This is a genomic window from Ferrovibrio sp., from assembly GCF_029255545.1.
GTDB lineage: Bacteria > Pseudomonadota > Alphaproteobacteria > Ferrovibrionales > Ferrovibrionaceae > Ferrovibrio.
In genome coordinates, this window is record NZ_JANLJJ010000048.1 from 16,213 (window position 1) to 35,295 (window position 19,083).

18 protein-coding genes are annotated in these 19,083 nt (G+C 65.9%); 13 read left to right on the forward strand and 5 right to left on the reverse strand.

Annotation, left to right across the window (positions count from 1 at the left end; genetic code table 11):
* The 5 genes from Q1J79_RS09670 to Q1J79_RS09690 form a co-directional block, all read left to right on the forward strand.
* The coding region (locus tag Q1J79_RS09670; RefSeq protein WP_300299656.1) for an ACT domain-containing protein at nt 1-721 on the forward strand (721 nt) is incomplete at its 5' end.
* Between the two features lie 68 nt (nt 722-789).
* The gene (murJ, locus tag Q1J79_RS09675) at nt 790-2,334 is read left to right on the forward strand and encodes a murein biosynthesis integral membrane protein MurJ (protein ID WP_300299658.1); all 1,545 of its coding nucleotides are present in this window, start codon (nt 790-792) and stop codon (nt 2,332-2,334) included.
* Nucleotides 2,335-2,440: 106 nt separating this feature from the next.
* Entirely contained in the window at nt 2,441-3,448 is a 1,008-nt protein-coding gene (gene trpS, locus Q1J79_RS09680) for a tryptophan--tRNA ligase (protein WP_300299660.1), read from the forward strand.
* Between the two features lie 91 nt (nt 3,449-3,539).
* Nucleotides 3,540-4,499, forward strand: a complete 960-nt coding sequence (locus tag Q1J79_RS09685) for a DUF2333 family protein (RefSeq protein WP_300299662.1) — start codon at nt 3,540-3,542, stop codon at nt 4,497-4,499.
* A 90-nt stretch (nt 4,500-4,589) separates the two neighbouring features.
* Nucleotides 4,590-5,090, forward strand: a complete 501-nt coding sequence (locus Q1J79_RS09690) for a universal stress protein (RefSeq protein WP_300299664.1) — start codon at nt 4,590-4,592, stop codon at nt 5,088-5,090.
* Nucleotides 5,091-5,108: 18 nt separating this feature from the next.
* Here the strand turns inward: Q1J79_RS09690 and Q1J79_RS09695 are convergent, their stop codons facing one another.
* Both Q1J79_RS09695 and Q1J79_RS09700 read right to left on the reverse strand, forming a co-directional pair.
* Nucleotides 5,109-5,639, reverse strand: a complete 531-nt coding sequence (locus Q1J79_RS09695) for a PAS domain-containing protein (protein WP_300299666.1) — start codon at nt 5,637-5,639, stop codon at nt 5,109-5,111.
* Between the two features lie 63 nt (nt 5,640-5,702).
* On the reverse strand, nt 5,703-6,974 hold the full coding sequence (locus Q1J79_RS09700) for an adenylate/guanylate cyclase domain-containing protein (protein ID WP_300299668.1): 1,272 nt from the start codon (nt 6,972-6,974) through the stop codon (nt 5,703-5,705).
* Nucleotides 6,975-7,146: 172 nt separating this feature from the next.
* Between Q1J79_RS09700 and Q1J79_RS09705 the strand changes: the two genes are divergently transcribed.
* From Q1J79_RS09705 to Q1J79_RS09735, 7 genes are all read left to right on the forward strand, one after another.
* On the forward strand, nt 7,147-7,716 hold the full coding sequence (locus Q1J79_RS09705; protein WP_300299670.1) for a NifU family protein: 570 nt from the start codon (nt 7,147-7,149) through the stop codon (nt 7,714-7,716).
* 149 nt (nt 7,717-7,865) lie between these two features.
* Nucleotides 7,866-9,077, forward strand: coding sequence for a glucosaminidase domain-containing protein (locus Q1J79_RS09710; RefSeq protein WP_300299672.1), 1,212 nt, complete (start codon nt 7,866-7,868; stop codon nt 9,075-9,077).
* A gap of 149 nt (nt 9,078-9,226) precedes the next feature.
* A complete protein-coding gene (locus Q1J79_RS09715; protein ID WP_300299674.1) occupies nt 9,227-9,751 on the forward strand; it encodes an RT0821/Lpp0805 family surface protein in 525 nt (174 codons plus the stop codon).
* Nucleotides 9,748-10,731 (forward strand): hypothetical protein, encoded by a 984-nt coding sequence (locus Q1J79_RS09720; protein ID WP_300299676.1) that lies wholly within the window; start codon nt 9,748-9,750, stop codon nt 10,729-10,731. The genes Q1J79_RS09715 and Q1J79_RS09720 overlap by 4 nt, the downstream gene beginning before the upstream one ends.
* A gap of 24 nt (nt 10,732-10,755) precedes the next feature.
* Nucleotides 10,756-11,721 (forward strand): DnaJ C-terminal domain-containing protein, encoded by a 966-nt coding sequence (locus tag Q1J79_RS09725; RefSeq protein WP_300299678.1) that lies wholly within the window; start codon nt 10,756-10,758, stop codon nt 11,719-11,721.
* Between the two features lie 136 nt (nt 11,722-11,857).
* Entirely contained in the window at nt 11,858-12,709 is an 852-nt protein-coding gene (locus Q1J79_RS09730; protein WP_300299680.1) for an N-acetylmuramoyl-L-alanine amidase, read from the forward strand.
* 87 nt (nt 12,710-12,796) lie between these two features.
* Nucleotides 12,797-13,963, forward strand: coding sequence for a mandelate racemase/muconate lactonizing enzyme family protein (locus Q1J79_RS09735; RefSeq protein ID WP_300299682.1), 1,167 nt, complete (start codon nt 12,797-12,799; stop codon nt 13,961-13,963).
* On the opposite strand, the gene Q1J79_RS09740 is transcribed toward Q1J79_RS09735, so the two are convergent.
* A complete protein-coding gene (locus Q1J79_RS09740) occupies nt 13,960-15,279 on the reverse strand; it encodes a transcription antitermination factor NusB (protein WP_300299684.1) in 1,320 nt (439 codons plus the stop codon). The genes Q1J79_RS09735 and Q1J79_RS09740 overlap by 4 nt on opposite strands.
* A gap of 56 nt (nt 15,280-15,335) precedes the next feature.
* On the opposite strand from Q1J79_RS09740, the gene Q1J79_RS09745 reads away from it, so the two are divergent.
* Complete coding sequence (locus tag Q1J79_RS09745) at nt 15,336-15,761, forward strand: PaaI family thioesterase (RefSeq protein WP_300299687.1); 426 nt, start codon at nt 15,336-15,338, stop codon at nt 15,759-15,761.
* A 3-nt stretch (nt 15,762-15,764) separates the two neighbouring features.
* Here Q1J79_RS09745 and Q1J79_RS09750 read toward each other — a convergent pair whose 3' ends face one another.
* Nucleotides 15,765-16,811 (reverse strand): hypothetical protein, encoded by a 1,047-nt coding sequence (locus Q1J79_RS09750; protein WP_300299689.1) that lies wholly within the window; start codon nt 16,809-16,811, stop codon nt 15,765-15,767.
* A 10-nt stretch (nt 16,812-16,821) separates the two neighbouring features.
* Entirely contained in the window at nt 16,822-18,936 is a 2,115-nt protein-coding gene (locus Q1J79_RS09755) for a hypothetical protein (RefSeq protein ID WP_300299691.1), read from the reverse strand.
* Between the last annotated feature and the right edge of the window lie 147 nt (nt 18,937-19,083).

Here is a 19,083-nt window from a genome sequence, read left to right on the forward strand (position 1 = left end):
CAACGATGTCGATACCATCGTCCGCCATGCCGGGCTGATGCGCGAGGCCGATGCCCGAGGTGCCGATTCGGATGGTCGCAGCCTGACCACCGCCTCGCGGGCCGACAAGTTTCGCGCCGTCACCGAATTCACCCTGTATGCGCCGGACCATCCGGGCCTGTTCGCGCGCGCCGCCGGCGCGATGGCGGCGGCCGGCGCCAATATCGTCGACGCAAAGATCTTCACCACCAATGACGGCATGGCGCTCGACAGCTTTTATATCCAGGACATCGAGGGCAAGGCCTTCGACAAGCCGGAGCAGCTCAGGAAGCTCAACACCGCGCTGGAGCGCGCGCTGTCTGGCGACCTCAAATTGCGCTCGGCCATCGCGCCTGAGCGGCCCGGCCTGCCGAGCCGCACCCGCGTGTTCAAGGTCGAGCCCCGCGTGCTGGTCGATAATGCGGCGTCCAACCGCTACACGGTGATCGAGGTGAATGGCCGTGACCGGCCGGGTTTCCTCTACGATGTCACGCGGGGCCTGTATGATCTGAACCTGAGCATCGGCTCGGCCCATATCGCCACCTATGGTGAGCGCGCGGTGGACGTATTCTACGTGCAGGACCTGACCGGCATGAAGCTGACCGACAAGCGCCGGCTGCAGCAGATCGAAAAGCATCTGCTGAAGAAGATTTCGCCGGTCGACGACAAGCCATCCGCCAAGGCGGCGGCGAAAGCAGCCTGACGACGGTGGCGGCCATAGCGTCATCTGCCTATACTCCCGCCGCCCCGTTTGCCTGGAAGTCAGCGTAGATGTCCCTGTTTCGCGCTATTGCCACCGTCGGCGGCCTCACCATGGTCAGCCGCATCGCCGGCTTTGTCCGCGATCTGCTAATCGCACGCTATCTCGGCGCCGGCCCGGTGGCGGATGCCTTCTTCGTCAGCCTGCGCCTGCCGAATTTCTTCCGTTCGCTGTTTGCCGAAGGCGCCTTCACGGCGGGTTTCCTGCCGCTGTTCAGCCATATCCAAGCCAAGGAGGGCCACGCCGCCGCGCAGCTGTTTGCCGAGCGCGCGCTGTCTGTCCTGCTGCTGGCCACCTTCGGTTTCACGCTGGTCGCGCAGATCGCCATGCCGGCGGTGATCATCCTGCTGGCGCCCGGTTTCGTCGATGATCCGCAGCGGTTCGACCTGTCGGTGACGCTCACCATCATCACCTTCCCCTATCTGCTGTTCGTGAGCCTCGCCTCGCTGTATGGCGCGGTGCTGAACTGCCTCGGCCGCTTCTTCGCCATGGCGGCGACGCCGGTGCTGCTCAATCTGGTGATGATCGCCGGCATGCTGCTGCTCACGCCGCATGTTCCCAATGCCGGCTACGCGCTGGCCTGGTCGGTGCTGGTCGGCGGCATCCTGCAGTTTCTCTGGCTGGCCTTGGATGCCCGGCGCAGTGGCGTCGACCTGCGGCTGCGGCGGCCGCGCCTGAACGACAAGCTGCGTCGCCTGTTCAAACTGATCCTGCCCGCAGCGCTGGGCGCCGGCGCCACCCAGGTCAACCTCGTGGTCGGGCTGATCCTCGCATCATTGCTGCCCGCCGGCGCGGTGTCGTATCTGTTCTATGCCGACCGCATCAACCAGCTCACCGTTGGCGTGGTGGGCGCGGCGATCGCCACCGCCCTGCTGCCCACCTTGTCGGCCCAGCTGGCCCGCGACGATCATGCCGGCGCGCTGGTGACGCAGAACCGCGCGCTGGAATTCGGCCTGCTGCTGGCGTTGCCCTCCTGCGCCGCCCTGCTGACGATTCCGTTCCCGATCATCTCGATCCTGTTCCAGCGCGGCGAATTCGACCTGGAAACCGCGCGGCAGACGGCGGCCACGCTGCTGGCCTACGCGGTCGGATTGCCCGGCTTCGTGATCTCGCGCACCCTGATTCCGGGCTTCCATGCACGGCAGGACACCCGCATGCCGGTCAAGCTGGCGCTGGTCAGCATAGCGGTGAATATCGGTCTCAGCCTGGCCCTGATGCCGCGGTTCGGCCATGTCGGGCTGGCGCTGGCCACGGCGCTGGCGGCCAGCGTCAACACCCTGCTGCTGCTCTACGTGCTGCGCCGGCGCGGCCACTGGCATGCCGATGCCCGGCTGAAAGGCCGCACCTGGCGCATCCTGGCTGCCTCCGTGGTGATGGCTCTGGCCCTGTTCGCGCTCGACCGTTACCTGCTGCCGGGCTGGTATGCCGGCGGCTTCAGCCTGCGGGTTGCCGCCCTGGTGGTCCTGGTCGGCGGCGGCCTGCTGGTCTTCCTGCTGGCGGCGCTGGCGCTGGGCGCCACCCGGCCGGCGGAATGGCGCACCGCCCTGCGCCGGTGATGATGGTTGCAGGGGTTGACGGCGCCACGGACCCCGGCGATAACCGCGCGCTCACGTTTTTCCCATCACCGGGGTCTTCCACCGCCCCATCCTGCAAGGGACGTCCATGGCCTTCCAACGGCGCATCTTCTCGGGCATCCAGCCCTCCGGCAATCTCCATCTCGGCAACTATCTCGGCGCGGTGCGCAACTGGGTCGCGCTGCAGAACGAGTTCGAATGCATCTTCTGCATGGTCGACATGCATGCCATCACGGTATGGCAGGACCCGGCCGAACTGACGCGCAACACGCGCGAGCTGGCGGCGGCGATGATCGCTTCCGGCATCGATCCGCAGAAGAACATCCTGTTCAACCAGTCGCAGAATCCCGATCACGCCACGCTGGCCTGGATTTTCAACTGCGTCGCCCGCATGGGCTGGATGAACCGCATGACGCAGTTCAAGGAGAAGGCCGGCAAGGACCGCGAGAATGTCTCGCTTGGCCTGTTCGCATATCCTGCGCTGATGGCCGCCGACATTCTTGCCTACAAGGCGACCCATGTGCCGGTCGGCGAGGACCAGAAGCAGCATCTGGAGCTGACCCGCGACATCGCGCAGAAGTTCAACCATGATTACGGCCGCGAGCTGTTCCCGCTGACCGAGCCGCAGATCTTCGGCACGGCGACGCGGGTGATGAGCCTGCGCGACGGCGCGAAGAAGATGTCGAAATCGGATGCCTCCGACCAGTCGCGCATCAACCTGACCGACACGGCCGATGCCATCGCCGACAAGATCAAGCGCGCCAAGACCGATCCCGAGGCCCTGCCCGACACGGTGGAAGGGCTGGAGGGCCGGCCGGAGGCGCAGAACCTGATGGGCATCTATGCCGCGCTCAGCGGCCTGACGCTGGAGCAGGCGGTGGCCGACTGCGCCGGCAAGGGATTCGCCGAGTTCAAGAAGATGCTGACCGAGGTGTCGGTCGGCGTGCTCGGGCCGATCACGGCCGAGATGCGCCGCCTGATGGCCGATCCGGGTTATGTCGACGGCATCCTGCGCCAGGGTGGCGAAAAGGCCCGCGCGCTGTCGGCGCCGATCCTGGCCGAAGTCTATGATGCGGTGGGTTTCCTGCGGCCATAAGCCGCCGGCACCTTGAAGCCTGATCGGGGCGGGCCCACATTAGCGGGGCCTGCCCTTTTCTTTTCCGGCACATCCCATGACCGATGATCCCATGACCGACAGCACTGATTCCCTTGTCTCCCGCCTGCGCGCCCGCTGGCTGACGCTGGCCGTGGTGATCGTCGCGCTGGTCTTCGGCCTGTATTACCCCATCGGCATGCTGATCGCCCACAAGATCGACGACAATCCCGATTATCAGGTCGCCAGTCCCGACCCGGCCGCAACGGCGGCCAGCAGCCGCGCGGTTGCGATGGCGGCAGGCCTGATTGATCGCGAGGTCAACCGCAATGGCTGGGTGGCCAACGATCCGTTCTTCATGCCTGGTTCGATGCTCGATAACATGCCGAACTATCAGCTCGGCATGATCCACGCGCTCGGCCGCTTCGCCTTCCAGATGGTCGACCAGATCGGCCGCACGCGCGGCTCCAGCCAGACCGACCGCGATCTGCAGGAAGCCGCCGGCCTGCTGCAATATTCCGGCACGAAATGGATTTTCGATTTCTCCACCTCGCTGCTGCCGACGGCGAAATCGGAAGACCAGTATCGCAAGGCGCGCAGCGCGCTGCTCAGCTATAATCAGCGCCTCAGCCAGGGGCAGGCGGTGTTCGAGCGGCGCGGCGACAACCTGCAGGCGACGCTGGAGCGCATTGCGCTCGATATCGGGTCGGCCTCGGCGGCGATCGACCGCCGCATCAGCGAAGGCAGCAGCCTGTGGATCGATACCGAAAGCGATGACGTGTTCTACAGCGTCAAGGGCCAGCTTTATGCCTATTACATGGTGCTGCGCGAACTGCGGCAGGATTATGCCAATGTGATCCGCGACCGTGAACTGGGCGGCACCTGGGACCAGATGCTGGCGTCTTTCGCAGCCGGCGCCGGCCTGAGGCCGCTGGTGGTCAGCAATGCCAAGCCCGACGCGGTGATCCTGCCCAATCATCTTGGTTCGATGGGCTTTTATGTCGAACGCGCGCGCACGCAGGTCTACGAAGTCGTCAATATTCTGCAGAAATGATGGCGGCGCGATACCAGGGATAACCGCCCGGGAGCAACCCCTGGGGTTAACCATTGCCTTTTTGCCATTGGCAATGGCAACCTGCGCTCCATGAGCGACAAAGACGCCGCAAAACGGACCGACGCCAAGCGTCGCAGCAAATTCCTCGTCGTGGTCGACGATACGCCGGAAGTGCGCGTGGCCGTTCGCTATGCCACCAAGCGCGCGCGCAATATCCGCTGCGGCGTGGTGATGCTGCGCGTGGTCGAGCCGATCGATTTCCAGCAATGGGCCGGCGTGGCCGAGATCATGCGTTCGGAAGCGCATGAGGCGGCCGAAGACCTGTTGCATAAGCTGGCCGAGCAGGTGAATCAGGATTCCGGCATCCTGCCGGAGCTGGTGATCCGCGAGGGCCTTGCGCGCGACGAGATTCTCAAGCTGGTCGATCAGGATCCGGCCATCCGCATGCTGGTTCTGGCCGCCGCGCCGGGCGGCGAGGGGCCCGGCCCGCTGGTGGCGGCTTTGGCCGGCCAGATGTCGGGCAATCTCGGTTTCCCGATCACAGTGATCCCCGGCAGCCTGACCGACGAGCAGATCGACCATCTGACCTGAAGCCGCCGGCCGCGTTCGCTACAGCTCGATTGTCTGGGCAGACAGCGTTGTTATGGAAACCGGATCGTTGAGATGATCGACCGGCTTGCCGAGGCTGCCATCGAGCCGGTCATACAGGGCAAAGCCGAAGATGCCGTTGATATGGCCGCGGTCGGCGGCCAGCGGCAGCAGCAGGCGCCGGAACTCCATCACCGGCCTGTCGCGCTGCAGCCAGTGCTGCACGGCGTAATGTCCGTGGCCGGTGATGACAAGGCGATAATATGCCTCGGCCCGCGCCAGTTGCTCGCCGCTGAAGAGATCGTCGAGAAAGCGCTGGCTCAGTTCGAAGCCGAGATTCTCGCGCACGGTCTGGCCGGCCAGGATAAAGCGGAAGCGGCGCCCGCCATCGATGCTTTCCAGCAGGAACAGGTTCGGCAGCAGGCGTTTGAGGTCGAGCGGATCGATATCCTCGCGCGCCGGCCAGGCATGGCCCTCGCGCCAGCGCTGCCAGCAGGACAGCACATAACTGAGCTTGGCGTCATCCACCAAGGAAGGGGGATTGGCGGTCACGTCGCAAGTCTGCACCTGCCTCGCGGGCGTGACAAATGAAGACTGCTCTGACCGTATACGGCGCTATTCGTAGCCGGCCAGGCATTCGCTGGTCAGGGCGAACAGCTCCTGGGCCTGCTGTACGCCGCGCAGGGCATGGAAGCCAACGGATTGCAGCGGGCAGTCGGTGACTTCCTGGGCAAAGGCGGCCGAGGCCAGCAACGGCCGGTCCAGAATCTTGGTCTGGCTTTCCACCCTGGCCACTTCGTTGACGGCGCGGCCGATCACGGTGAAATCCAGCCGGTCGCGGGCGCCGATATTGCCGAACACCACCTTGCCCACATGCAGGCCAATCCCCACCCGCACCGGCGGCGCGCCTTCGATGGCGCGGCCCTGGTTGAGTTCATACAGGCCGCTGAAGGCCTCGCGGGCGGCGGCCAGGGCGCGCCGGCAGGCTTCGGCCCGGCCGCCGGTCTCGTCATCGACCCGGAAGATCGCCAGCAGGCCATCGCCGATGAATTTCAGCACCTCGCCGTCATGGGCCTGGATCGGCGCCGCCATGGCATCGAAATAGCTGTCCAGCATGGCCACCACTTCCTGGGGCGGGTGGCGGTCGGAAAACGCCGTGAAGCCGCGCAGGTCGGACAGCCAGATCGCCGCCTCGACCTCATAGCCGCGGCCGCGCATGAAATTGCCCTTCAGCACCCGCTTGGCCGGGCCGCGCCCCAGATAGGTGGTCAGCAGGTCGCGGGTCATGCGCCGGCCGGCCTCCAGTTCCAGCCGCAGGGCGACCAGCGGCATCAGCTCCTCCAGATAGCTCAGCTCCTCCGGCCGGAAGCCGCCCGGCCGATCAGTGGCGAAGCTCATGAAGGAGATGTTCTGCCCCTCAACGCCACCCATGCCCGGTCCCTGGGTGAAACGCATCGGCAGCACCAGGTAGTCGGTGGCCCCCATGACCTTCAGATCGTGCAGGATGCCGAAATCCATCGGCGTATCGGCCAGATCGAGCCGGCGACGGATGGCGGCGGCGCCCTGGTGGATCACCGCAATCGGGCTGTTGAGGTATTCGGCGGTCCGCACCACGCCATGGCCGCGTTCGGTCATGGTCACGCCGGCGTCGCGCTGCCAGGTATAGCCACGCGTATAGGTCAGGGGATGCATCGAGGGCTGCCCGGTGGTGACGCGGAACAGCGGAATGCCTTCGGCGATCAGAAGGCGGCAGAATCCGTCGATCAGATCGGCCATCGGCATGATTTTACCGTCATGCTCGATCAGCCAGCGGGCGGCCGGGGTAAGAACGAGCCGCGAATCGGGCCAGCTCGGCAGACGTTCGACACCCTTCACGGCGCCGCTCATCGCTCCACAGCCTTGGGGAAAACCCGCGATTCTATCCACATCGGTTAAAAATCTTCCAAACAGAGGCCTCTAATCAGCAACAATCTTGCTTCGCCATGGTTTTGCCTTTGTCTTTAGCCTTGATATTTGCGGACCCCCCAACCAATTTCCAGTCACCTTTTACGGACCCATGATGTTTATCCAGACTGAAACCACGCCCAATCCGGCGACCCTGAAATTCCTGCCCGGCCGCGATGTGCTGCCGGCGGACTTCACTGCCGGGTCGGCTGCCTTCACCGACGCCGAAGCCGCCAAGGTTTCGCCGCTGGCGGTGCGGCTGTTTGCCGTTGATGGCGTCGAGGGGGTTTTCCTCGGCAGTGATTTCGTCACCGTGACCAAGGCCCCGGCGCAGGACTGGACCGCGCTGAAGCCGGCCCTGCTGGGCGCCATCATGGAACACTTCATGGCGGGCCTGCCGGTTATCAATGCCGGCGCCGATGGCGCTGGCGCCGATGAGCGATTCGACCCGGCCGATGGCCAGATCGTACTCCAGATCAAAGAATTGATCGACACGCGGGTGCGTCCCGCGGTTGCCCAGGATGGCGGCGATATTGTGTTCCGCGGTTTCGAGCGCGGCGTCGTTTACCTGCATATGCAGGGCTCCTGTGCCGGTTGCCCCAGTTCGACGGCAACCTTGCGCTACGGCATCGAGAACATGCTGAAGCATTACGTGCCCGAGGTTTCCGAGGTTCGGGCAGTTTAGTAGCCCTCCGGTTCCGGGTTGCGGAACCGGGCGGGTATTCACGCGTTTCCTGGTGGGGGATCGCACAAGGGCAGCGCCCGGCGCTACTGACGATGTTCTGTCGGTTGTGTCGAAGGGATCTGGCGCTGAGAACTGTGGAGGTTTGACCCATGACGGCTAATCGCGATCGGCGGTTGCTTGCCATCGGCTCTGATGTGCGTCTGATTTTTGCCGGCTTTGGCCTGCTTCTGGCCGTCGGCCTGGTTTCCGGTATCGGTGTCGGTCTGCTGTCGAGCCGTCAGCTCGCCCGCGTTCCCGACGTGCAGGTGCAGCAGGCTTCGCTGGGCGAGGGCGTGCATGAGGCCTGGGACCGTCTGCGCCAGATCGCCCAGCTTGACTGGCGCGTCGTGGTCGAGCCGCGCGCCGTGGCCGATGCGGGCAAGGCAGCCAAGAAGAGTCCTGAGACTCAGAATGACACCGCTGCGGTCAGCGCCGAGGAAGCCTCGCGCCGCATTGCCGAAGTGCGCCAGCTTTCGCCTTATCGCACGGCCCTGCGGGCGCAGACCGATCGCACGGTTGACGCCATGCTGCGCAAGTTCGAGCAGCAGGGCTTTGATCTTGCCGATCTGCGCGGTGCCAGCGGACAGTATGAAGTGCCGCGCATTTTCCTGGCCTCGCTGCCGATCGACATCGCGGATGTCAGCCTGACCGAAAAGCGCAAGCGCGCCTTCATCAAGGTGATGCTGCCGCATATCCTGCGCGAGAACGAGCGTATTGCCACCAATCGCGAGCGCGTCGCGCGCCTGCATGATCGCCTGCAGCGTGGCGCGACGCTTGCGGCGCGCGATGAAGCCTGGCTGCAGCAGACCGCCGAGCAGTATGGCCTGGACGAGGTCGACACGGCCGAGCTGCTCAACCGCATCGACGTGGTTCCTCCGGGTCTGGCGCTGGCGCAGGCGGTGGAGGAATCCGGCTGGGGCACCTCGCGTTTCGCCCTGATGGGCAACGCGGTGTTCGGCCAGTGGACCTGGAATCCGGGCAGCGGCATCGTGCCGGAAAACCGGCCCGACGGTGAGACCTACGAGGTCCAGCGCTTCAAAAGCCTGGAGCAGTCGGTTGCCGCCTATATGCGCAATCTCAACAGCAAGTCGAGCTATCGCGAATTCCGCGACAAGCGCGCCACCATGCGCGACCGCGGCGAAACGCTCGACAGTTATCAGCTGGCCGGTCAGCTGCACCGTTATTCGGTGCGCGGCGCCGATTACATCCGCACCATCCGCTCGATCATGAAATCGAACGGCCTGGAGATGTTTGACGCCTCCCGCCTGGCCGACGAATCCTCGCCGTTGTTCAGCAATATCGACTTCTTTAACAAATCCTAGGCCATCCGGCCGGTCTGGCCGTGGCGGATCGCGGTTTTCCGTGACGATCCCCCGCGCCCCCCTCCTTGCAGCGGCGTTAACCCGACCAATATACTAGGGCGTCTGATTCGGCGGCCCTGCTTGCCGCCATTGCTGTGAGGACGACCCCGATGTCTGCCACCCCGAGCGTTTTGGCCAAACCGGTCCGCTTTTCGCGTTTTTTCCTGTTTCCTGTCCTGCTGGCCGGCCTTGCCGTGGCCGGCTGCCAGAATAACGGCCAGGGACCCGAGCTGAACAAGGAGAATGTCGGCACCGTGCTGGGCGCCGTCGGCGGCGCCGTCCTCGGCGCCCAGTTCGGCAAGGGCACGGGGCAGCTGGTTGGTGTTGCCGCCGGTGCGCTCGCCGGCGCCTGGCTCGGCAACCAGATCGGTTCCTCGCTCGACAAAGCCGACAAGGCGGAAATGGAAAAGGCCAGCAACCGCGCAACCACCGCGCCGGTGGGCCAGACGATTTCCTGGCGTAATCCCGACAGCGGCAATTCCGGCACCGTGACCCCGACCCGCGAGGGGACGGCGGCGAATGGCGATTACTGCCGCGAGTTCCAGCAGACCGTGACCGTCGGCGGCAAGACCGAAAAGGCCTTCGGCACGGCCTGCCGTCAGCCGGACGGCAGCTGGAAGATCGTCAACGGGTGATCCGCACCGCCATGGCCGGGGCCAAAGCTGCGATACGCCAGGTCGCGGCGGCAGGTATCTGCGCTGCCGCGTTGCTGCTTGCGCCGCTTCCGGCCTGGGCGGGGTTTGCCGATGGCGTGAAGGCTTATGAGGCCGGTGATCATGCCGGCGCCTATGCCGCCTGGGCGCCGCTGGCCGAGCGCGGCGATGTCGCTGCGATGCGCAACCTGGGTCATCTCTATCGCTGGGGCCAGGGCGTCGAACGCGACATCCAGCAGGCGCTGCACTGGTATCGCCGCGCCGCCGAGACCGGCTTCGCGCGGGCCCAGGCCAATCTGGCGGCGATCTACCTGCAGGGCGACGAAGGTGTCGCCATCGATTACGCCGAAGCGCGCAAATGGTTCGAGGCTGCCGCGAAACAGGGCCATGCCGTCGCGCAGTACAATCTCGGGCTGATGTACGAGCTCGGCTTTGGTGTCGAGAAGAACGAGGCCATCGCACTCGGCTGGTATAACAACGCGGCCAAGGCCGGTCAGCCCGATGCGCTGGAGCGGCTGTCGCTGCTGGTGATGCGCCGTGATGGCGGTGCTGCCAAACCGGCTGTCGACGCTGCCGCCCCGAAGGCAGCCACCGGCGACGAGAAGACCGAAAGCAGCGCGGCCGACCCGATCGACGCGCCGCCCGCCGCGCCAGCCGATACGCCGGCGCAAACAGCCATTGTGCCGCCTGCAGCCCAGCCCGCGCCACCCGTTGAGGCTTCGCCCGCCGAGGTGCCATCGGCGGAGATTCCGCCCGCTGAGGCTGCGCCCACTGAGACTCCGGCGGTCACTGAAGCGGCGCCGGCCGAGGAAGACCGGCCCGGTCTTCTCAGCCGGTTCTATTCGGCTCTCCAGTCCGGCGGCGGTGTTTCCATCCCCGACCTGTTCACCAGCGGCGAAAACCGCGATGATGCCAACCGGCTGGAATCGGAAGCCAGGCCGGGCGGGGAGTCGCAGCCATGAACCGGATGCAGGGGGGCGGCCGTCATGCGTGATCCCTACGAGGTGCTGGGGGTGGCGCGCGGCATCAGCCAGGACGATCTGCGCAAGGCCTATCGCAAGCTGGCCAAGGAACTGCATCCCGACCGCAATCCCGACAACGCCAAGGCGGCCGAGCGGTTCAAGGAAGTCTCGGCGGCCTACGACATTCTTGGTGACGCGGAAAAGCGCGGCAAATACGACCGCGGCGAGATCGATGCCGCCGGCCAGCCGCGTGCCCGCGGCTTTGGCGGCGGTTTTCGCGGCGGCCCGGGTGCTGGCGCGCGCGGTGGCGCGCGGGGCCCGTTCGGCGGCGGCGATCACGGTTTCGGCGGTTTCGAGAATGGCGGCGAGGATATCTTCGACGAGATTTTCGGCCAGATGCGGCGCACCCGTGGCGGTGCCGGCGCGCGGACCAACCGACCGATGCGCGGCGCCGACCGCCATTTCAACCTCAAGATCGGCTTTCTCGATGCTGCGCGCGGCTGCAAGCGCCGGCTCACCATGCCCGACGGCAAGCAGCTCGATGTCGCCATCCCGGCCGGCCTGGCCGATGGCCAGCAGATCCGCCTGCGGCACCAGGGCGATGCCGGCCGCAATGGCGGCGAGGCCGGCGACGCGCTGATCGAGGTGACGGTCGAGCCGCATCCCTTTTTCATCCGCCAGGGCGAGGATATCCAGCTCGAGCTGCCCGTCACGCTGGACGAGGCCGTTCTGGGCGCCAAGATCGCGGTGCCCACCATCGACGGCATGGTGGCCGTCGCCGTGCCCAAGGGCGCCAGCTCCGACACCACCCTGAGGCTGAAGGGCCGCGGTTTTCCGCTCAAGGGCGGGGCATCTGACCAGCGCGGCGACCAGTATGTGAAGCTGAAGATCGTGCTGCCCGAGAAGCCCAATTCGGCGCTGGAAAAGCTGATCGAGGGCTGGGTGAAGTCGCACAAATACGACGTGCGGGCCAAATACACCCTCGACTAGGCCATTTTAACCAAGCATTCACCATCTCTTGGCAGCCTGAAGACGGACTGTCCTTGCCGGCGAGTCCAGCAGACGTCTATCGTCTGCCCCACAGATGCCGATTCGCGCCAGATTCGATTCGGTCGATGGAAACCGCATGTATACGCGACGCTTGGTGATCTCTTCCCTGCTTGGGCTGCTCGGCAGCGCCGCCTTGCCGGCGCTGGGGCAGGCGGCGACGCGTAATGGCGCCGTGCCGCTGCCCGGCCGCAAGCCGCCCCAGAAATCACCGGCGGGCGGGGCGAAGCCGCTGCCGAAGCGGCCGCCGGCCATCGTCGTGCTCGATCCGGGCCATGGCGGCCGCGACCCCGGCGCCATCGGCGTGACCGGCACCGAGGAGAAGGACGTCACGCTCTCGATCTGCCAGAGCATCCGCCAGATGCTGGCCGGCAACCCCGATATCAAAGTGTTCATGACCCGCGACCGCGACAGCTATATCCCGCTGCCCAGCCGGGTCGCCTTCGCGCATGAGAAAAACGCCGACCTGTTCATCTCGATCCATGCCGACGCGGCGCCGAACCGCGGCGCGCGTGGCCTGTCGGCCTACAGCCGCGCCGACAAGGCCTCCGATGATTTCGCGCGCCGCCTGGCCGACCGCGAAAACCAGGTGGATGCCATCTATGGCTTCGATGCCGGCGCCACCGACAAGCAGACGGCGGCGATCCTGATCGACCTGGCCCGCCGCCACAGCCATAACGCATCGCTCAGCGCCAAGCGCCGCATCGTCACCGGCGTCGGCCGCCGCGTGCACCTGCTGGAAAACCCGATGCGGCAGGCCAATTTCGCCGTGCTGCGCTCGCCCGCTATTCCCTCGGTGCTGATTGAGACCGGCTTCCTGTCCAACCTGCAGGATGAACGGGTGCTGCGCAGCCCGAAAAGCCGCGCCGAACTGGCGCGGTTCCTGGCCGAGCAGATCGGCCCGGTTGCCGCCGACCTGCGCGAGGCGTGATCCGGCCTGCGCCGGCCTGAATGATTCCAGGCCTGTTTAAGCGCGACTGATCTTTCTATGCTGCATCCCGCAATTCAGGGGTGTCGCATGCGTATCACCGAAATCCGCGAAAAGACCGTCTCGATCGCCTCGCCGATCGCCAATGCCTATATCGATTTCTCGAAAATGACCTGCTCGGTGGTCGCCGTGATCACCGACCAGGTGCGCGAGGGCAGGCCGGTGGTTGGCTTTGGCTTCAACTCCAATGGCCGCTATGGCCAGGGCGCGTTGATGCGCGAACGCTTCCTGCCGCGCCTGATGGAGGCTAATCCCGATACGCTGATCGATACGGCCAACAACAACCTCGATCCCTTCGCCATCTGGAAAACCCTGATGACCAACGAGAAGCCGGGCGGGCATGGCGAACGCTCGGTGGCGGTTGGCACGCTCGACATGGCGGTATGGGATGCGGTGGCCAAGATCGAAGGCAAGCCGCTATGGCGCCTGCTGGCCGATCGTTACCGCAGCGGCGTGGCGGACCAGAAGGTCTGGGTCTATGCTGCCGGGGGCTATTATTATCCCGGCAAGGACCTGACCGCCCTGCAGGACGAGATGAAAAGCTATCGCGACCGTGGCTATCGCGTCGTGAAGATGAAAATCGGCGGCGCCACGCTGGCCGAGGATCTGCGCCGCATCGAGGCGGTGATCAGGATCGTGGGTGAGGGGCGCAATCTCTGCGTCGACGTCAATGGCCGCTTCGACCTGCCAACGGCGATTGAATATGGCAAGGCGCTGCTGCCCTACGACCTGTTCTGGTACGAGGAGGTCGGCGATCCGCTCGATTACGCCCTGCAGGCAGAGCTCGGCAAACATTACGACAAGCCGATGGCCACCGGCGAGAACCTGTTTTCGATGCAGGATGCGCGCAACCTGATCCGTTTCGGTGGCATGCGGCCGGATCGCGACTGGCTGCAATTCGACTGCGCGCTCTCCTATGGCCTGGCTGAATACCTGCGCACGCTGGAGATGCTGCAGCAGCATGGCTGGTCGACGCGCCGCGTGGTGCCCCATGGCGGCCACCAGATGTCGCTGAATATCGCCGCCGGCCTGCATCTGGGCGGCAACGAAAGTTATCCCGACGTGTTCAAGCCTTTTGGTGGCTTCGCCGATGGCATCGCGGTGGAAGACGGTTATGTCGGCCTGCCGCAGAATCCCGGCGTCGGGTTCGAGGCGAAATCCGAACTCTATGCGGCGATGAAATCGCTGCTCGATTAGGCCGCGGATTTTTCCAGGCAGACGGCGAAGAAGCCGTCCATGCCGCCGCGCTCGGCCCAGTGGCAGGGCAGGCTGCGCAGCGCGCCGTCGGCCGTGACCGCATCTTCCGGCACGCCGAGCGTGGCCGCGTCGGCGGCGACGATCCTGGCGCCGGGCAGGGCACGCAGCGCCGCCATCTGATTTTCGCCTTCCTCGGGCTGCAGCGAACAGACGCAATAGACCAGCCGGCCGCCGGGCTTCAGCATCGTCCAGGCCGCGGCAATCAGCCGGCGCTGCAGGGCGGCCAGCTTCATCACGTCGGTTTCGTCTTTCAGATACGGCAGGTCGGGATGGCGGCGGATCGTGCCGGTGGCCGAGCAGGGCGCGTCCAGCAGCACGCCATCGAAAGGCTGCGGCGGCTGCCATTGCTCGATCTCGGCGACCACCACCTCGGCTTTCAGATCCAGTCGCGCCAGATTCTGCTCCAGGCGCCTCAGCCGCTGCGCCGAACGGTCGACCGCAGTGACGATCGCGCCACTGACGGCAAGCTGCGCGGTCTTGCCGCCGGGTGCGGCGCAGAGGTCAGCTATCGTTTTGCCGGCCACGTCGCCCAGCAGTTTCGCTGGCAGCGCAGCCGCGGCATCCTGCACCCACCAGGCGCTCCCCTTGCCATCTTGGGGGGCATAACCCGGCAGGTTCTCCACCGCGCCCGGCGCCATGCGGCGCAGGCTGCCGCTGGGCAGCAATTCGGCCTGCAGCTTGTCCGCCCACAGCGCGGCATCGCCTTTCACGCTGATATCCAGCGGCGCTTCCTGCAGATGCGCCAGCGCGATGTCGCGCGCCAGATCGGGGCCATAGGCGCGCTCCCAGCTCTGCCACAGCCAGTCCGGCGTGTTCTGCTTCGCCGCATCCTGCTGCGCCACGATGGTCGCGCCCTCGGTGGCCACCTTGCGCAGCACGGCGTTGATCAGGCCGCGCGGCTTTTTCTGCTCGGGGTGCATCAGGTCCACGGCGGAATCCACCGCGGCATGGGGCGGCGCGTCGAGGAACAGCAATTCGGCCGCGCCAAGCCGCATCGCCTCGCGTGGCAGGCCCTTGGGCCACAGGGTAAGGAACTTGCGTAATGTGCCGTCGATCTGGCCGCGCCGGCGCAAGGCGGTGGCCACCAGGCGGCGCACGAAGGCGCGGTCACGGTCGGCCAGGTCGCGGAAGCCGCTTTTGGGGTCGGCCAGCATGTCGTCCAGGGCGCGGCCCTTGCCCAGCACGCCGTCCAGCAGGCTGGCGGCGACGCGGCGGGGATTCGGCGGAACGGGTATCGGGCTGGCGGGGGCTGACATGGCCGCTGTTCTAGCCCCCGTCTGGGGTATAGTCGAGGCATTGACCGGGAGGCAGCATGACCCAGCTTACCCCAGCCGACGCCCAGGCCATCCTGGCCGAGAATTTCCCGCCCTGGATCCGCGACCTGCATCTGCGTTTCGAGACGATCGAGCCCGGCCGCGTCGTGCTGCGCCTGCCCAACAACCCGAAACTGGCCCGGGTCGGCGGCATTCTCTGTGGCCAGGCCATCATGGCGGTGGCCGATACCGCCATGGTGTTCGCTGTCACCAGCGCGCTGAAGCGCTTCGTCAACATGGCGACCGTAACCCAGACCACCAGTTTCTTCCGCGCCGTCGCCGACATGGACGTGCTGTGCGACACCCGGGTGATCCGGCTGGGCCAGAGCCTGGCTTTTGGCGAGGCCGTGTTCCGCAGCGTCGAGCGCGAGGAACCCTTCGCTCAGGCCAGCCTGACCTATGCGCTGCTGACCGGCGCGCGCTGAGGGTTATTTCTGTGCTGGCGCGGGTGTCGGATTTTCCGGTTTCCGGCCGGCGGCGCGCAGGCCCACGATCTTGCCCAGCGTGTCGAACCAGAACTGCGCGCCCAGAGAGATTGCCAGCGCCGTCATGATCCAGCCGATCCACGCGGCGGCGGTGACGGGTGCGTGTTCCGGCTTTCCCGCCGGGGAATACAGGACGCGTTCCGACGGCTGGGCGCCCTGGCATGGCATTCCCGGCAGTTTGCGCATCCAGCCCGGCGCCGGCAGGCTGGTCAAGCCGAATGCGCCCATCGCGATCGAGCAGAACCCGGTGCTGCTCCAGCCCATCGGCAGCTGCATGGCCTGCACGCTTTTCAGCAGGGCGGCGAAATCCTGCTCCGTGGATTGTTGTGGCGGCTGCTTCGGGCCGTCCGGGCTGGCTTTGACATAGGCGGTGGCCTGGGCGGTGATTTCGGCGGCACGGGTGGCGTTGCCGCCGTTCCACAGCGCGCGCGCGATCTGCAGGGTATCGACATTGAGCATGACGGCCAGCGCCAGACCATAGAAGAACAGCCAGCGCTGGGCGCTGCGTTTGTAGATGCCGCTCTGCCGGTCGGTGCCCGCCCTGTACCAGTCGAGCAGCCTGGCGCGGAACGTGGCCTCGTCGCCCTTCGCGTCGGCCCAGAGCGCGGCCAGCGCCGGCTGCATGTTGCCGGAGACAAAAGCGCCGGCACGCCGCAGGATGTCGGTCAGCGCATCGGCGAAAATCTCCGGCTCTATATAGGAGGGCTGCCGCGCGCGCAGGAACGGCAGCAGCCAGGCCAGCCAGCGCAGGCTGGGATAATCCAGGCCTGGCCGGATCAGGCCGGCAATCAGCGGGTGGGCGTAAAGCCGGCCGGCCAGTCCGGCCAGCCGTGGATCGCCAAGCAGATGGCCAATCGTCTGGCGCAGGCCCTGGCCACGGCTGTTCCAGGCGCCGGCGATAATCTCTTCGAGCACCGATGCCATCATGCTGAGCAGCAGATAGAGGAAGACCAGACTGACGACGACATTCAGGACAATGCCAATATCCATGATCGTATCCTCAGTCGATGACAGGTTTGCCCGAGACGATCCATTCGTCGACCTGCTTGATGCCGGGCAACTGGCTGAACCAGCCCGGCTTGCGCTCCTGCAGGGTATAGGTGCGGTCGCCATTTGCCGTCTTCGGGCCGTGGGCGAGCAGCGTGGCAAGGGCCGGATCGTTGAGGGCGCGATCGATCTGCGTCGCGGTGCGGCCGAATTGCCGCGCGATGCCGCCGACCGTGCGGTAATCATAGGCGGGATTGGCAAGGCCGGCGGCAACGAGCCGGATATCCTCGACCTGGCCCGCCGTCGGCCCGGCAATCTGGTCGCGGCGATACAGGTCCTGCAGCACGGCCCAGCGTATGAAATCCTCGACCTTGCTTTTGCCATAGGCCCACCAGACCAGGCCGGCGATCCAGCGTCCGAGGCGTGACGCGAAACCCGATTTCAGCCGGCCGAACACCGCATCGGCGCGCCCCTTGGCCCGCCGCACCATGGTATCGACATCCGCCCGCGTAACGCGGGGCCAGACCGGCGCCGTTGGCTGGGCGACATGCGGCCGCGACGGGTCCGCGGGGTCTGGCGGCACCAGCGGGATGATCTGGTAGAAGGGCCCTGGCAGGCCGCCGCTCGGCGCGGTCTGGAAGGCCGGTAGTTTTGCGGCCGGGCCATGGGGCGGGCCATAGCCGGCGGCGATCACCGTGTTGGTGGCTGGCAGGGCAAAGCAGTCCTTGAGAAAGAGATAGCAGTTCAATCGGCCGAGCTGGTAATCGTGGGCGCGGAATTCCTTGGCCAGGAAGCCGCCGAAACCGCCGAGCAGGCCGCAGGCAATGGCATGCGGCTCCAGCGGCGCCGGAGCCGGCGCGCTGCGGCGGCGCGGCGCGATCAGGAAGCGGCTGAACACGGATTCATCCAGGGCGTCGGCTATGTCATCGGGCTTGAACCGCGCCTGATCCTTCAGGGTCGGGAACAGGCTCTTGATCACGGTCATCAGGCTGGCATCCAGCTTTCCCGTCATGTCGTAGCTGGGCGGTTCGGGGAACGGATCGATCATCAGCACGGCACGCTCGGCTTTTTCGGCTTCACGCGGATTGTTCTGCGGTGGCTGTTCCATCAGCGCCCAGCGCGCCAGCTCGAAGGGCTCGTTGTCGATCACGCCGCCATCGACGGTGACGTAGTCGGCGCGGTTCCCCACCAGCGACGGCGGAAAACTCGGCATCAGGTCGAATTTCGGCGCCTGGTTGCCGCCGGCCTGATAGCTGCGCCGGATTGGCCATTGCCTGGCCTTGTAATCCTCGATGGCGACGTTGCGGATCACGCGCGCCGACAGGCCGGCCGGAAAGGCGGATGTGCCCAGCGCCGCCTCGGCATAATCGAACCAGGGACCTTCCACGGCATTCAGGCCGGACAGGGTGGCCACGTCGATCGATCTGGCGGGGTCCGGAGCGAGCCAGGGGCTGGAGAAATTCATGTGGCTGCCGATGCCGCTGACGACGTAATGCACCCGGTCGGCGTGGCAGAGCATGTCATAGCCCTCGTCCATCGCACCGGTATTGAGGAAGCGGATCGCATAAGGCACGCCACGCAGGTTGGTGTGGGTCAGCAGCAGGTCGACATGCGCGGACAGATAGGGGCGCGGCGGATGCAGCGCCGTAAAGCCGAGCAGCGAGGCGTCGACGATGCGGCGCAGGATCGTGGTGTCGAGCAGGGCGGAGACCGCGTCGTCCGGGCCCAGGGCCTGGATGTCTTCGTCGCCGAGCAGATCGCTGCCGCCGGCGGGATCGACGAAGCAGGGCAGCTCAACCCAGGCCTGGTATAGCCGCGGCAGCCGGGTGGTGACCGTGCCGACCATCGGAATGCTGTGGTGCACGACGCGGTCTTCCGCGTCGGCCAGCGCCAGAAGGCCCAGCGCGCCGGTGATGCCGCCGGCCGAAGCCCCCGACATCACGGGGATCACCACGTCATGGCTCGGCACATCCCAGCCGGCTTCCGGGATGCCGGCGGCGCGCAGCGCCTTCTTGCGCTGTTCCCAGGCTTCGAGGGCCTCCATCAGGAAATCGAAAACGCCGCCGGTATAGGCGCCGGCCGAAATCGCGCCGGCCATGGTCAGGCCAACGTAGAATCTCCCGCTCATCGATTTTTCCCCCCCAGCTGCCCCAGTTGATTCTCTCCACAGCTTATGGGGGCAAGTAAAGCGGAATAACTTCTTAAAGTAGAAGAACCGGACAGGTCCACGACCTGCTTTGCATGATCCGTCCGGCCGGATAAGCCCTTGGCGAGG

What these genes read in the sequence shown, in the direction of transcription:
- murJ (WP_300299658.1), top strand. Translation starts at nt 790, where the DNA reads ATGTCCCTGTTTCGCGCTATTGCCACCGTCGGCGGCCTCACCATGGTC.
- trpS (WP_300299660.1), top strand. Translation starts at nt 2,441, where the DNA reads ATGGCCTTCCAACGGCGCATCTTCTCGGGCATCCAGCCCTCCGGCAAT.
- Q1J79_RS09685 (WP_300299662.1), top strand. Translation starts at nt 3,540, where the DNA reads ATGACCGACAGCACTGATTCCCTTGTCTCCCGCCTGCGCGCCCGCTGG.
- Q1J79_RS09690 (WP_300299664.1), top strand. Translation starts at nt 4,590, where the DNA reads ATGAGCGACAAAGACGCCGCAAAACGGACCGACGCCAAGCGTCGCAGC.
- Q1J79_RS09700 (WP_300299668.1), bottom strand. Translation starts at nt 6,974, where the DNA reads ATGAGCGGCGCCGTGAAGGGTGTCGAACGTCTGCCGAGCTGGCCCGAT.
- Q1J79_RS09705 (WP_300299670.1), top strand. Translation starts at nt 7,147, where the DNA reads ATGTTTATCCAGACTGAAACCACGCCCAATCCGGCGACCCTGAAATTC.
- Q1J79_RS09710 (WP_300299672.1), top strand. Translation starts at nt 7,866, where the DNA reads ATGACGGCTAATCGCGATCGGCGGTTGCTTGCCATCGGCTCTGATGTG.
- Q1J79_RS09715 (WP_300299674.1), top strand. Translation starts at nt 9,227, where the DNA reads ATGTCTGCCACCCCGAGCGTTTTGGCCAAACCGGTCCGCTTTTCGCGT.
- Q1J79_RS09725 (WP_300299678.1), top strand. Translation starts at nt 10,756, where the DNA reads ATGCGTGATCCCTACGAGGTGCTGGGGGTGGCGCGCGGCATCAGCCAG.
- Q1J79_RS09730 (WP_300299680.1), top strand. Translation starts at nt 11,858, where the DNA reads ATGTATACGCGACGCTTGGTGATCTCTTCCCTGCTTGGGCTGCTCGGC.
- Q1J79_RS09735 (WP_300299682.1), top strand. Translation starts at nt 12,797, where the DNA reads ATGCGTATCACCGAAATCCGCGAAAAGACCGTCTCGATCGCCTCGCCG.
- Q1J79_RS09740 (WP_300299684.1), bottom strand. Translation starts at nt 15,279, where the DNA reads ATGTCAGCCCCCGCCAGCCCGATACCCGTTCCGCCGAATCCCCGCCGC.
- Q1J79_RS09745 (WP_300299687.1), top strand. Translation starts at nt 15,336, where the DNA reads ATGACCCAGCTTACCCCAGCCGACGCCCAGGCCATCCTGGCCGAGAAT.
- Q1J79_RS09750 (WP_300299689.1), bottom strand. Translation starts at nt 16,811, where the DNA reads ATGGATATTGGCATTGTCCTGAATGTCGTCGTCAGTCTGGTCTTCCTC.
- Q1J79_RS09755 (WP_300299691.1), bottom strand. Translation starts at nt 18,936, where the DNA reads ATGAGCGGGAGATTCTACGTTGGCCTGACCATGGCCGGCGCGATTTCG.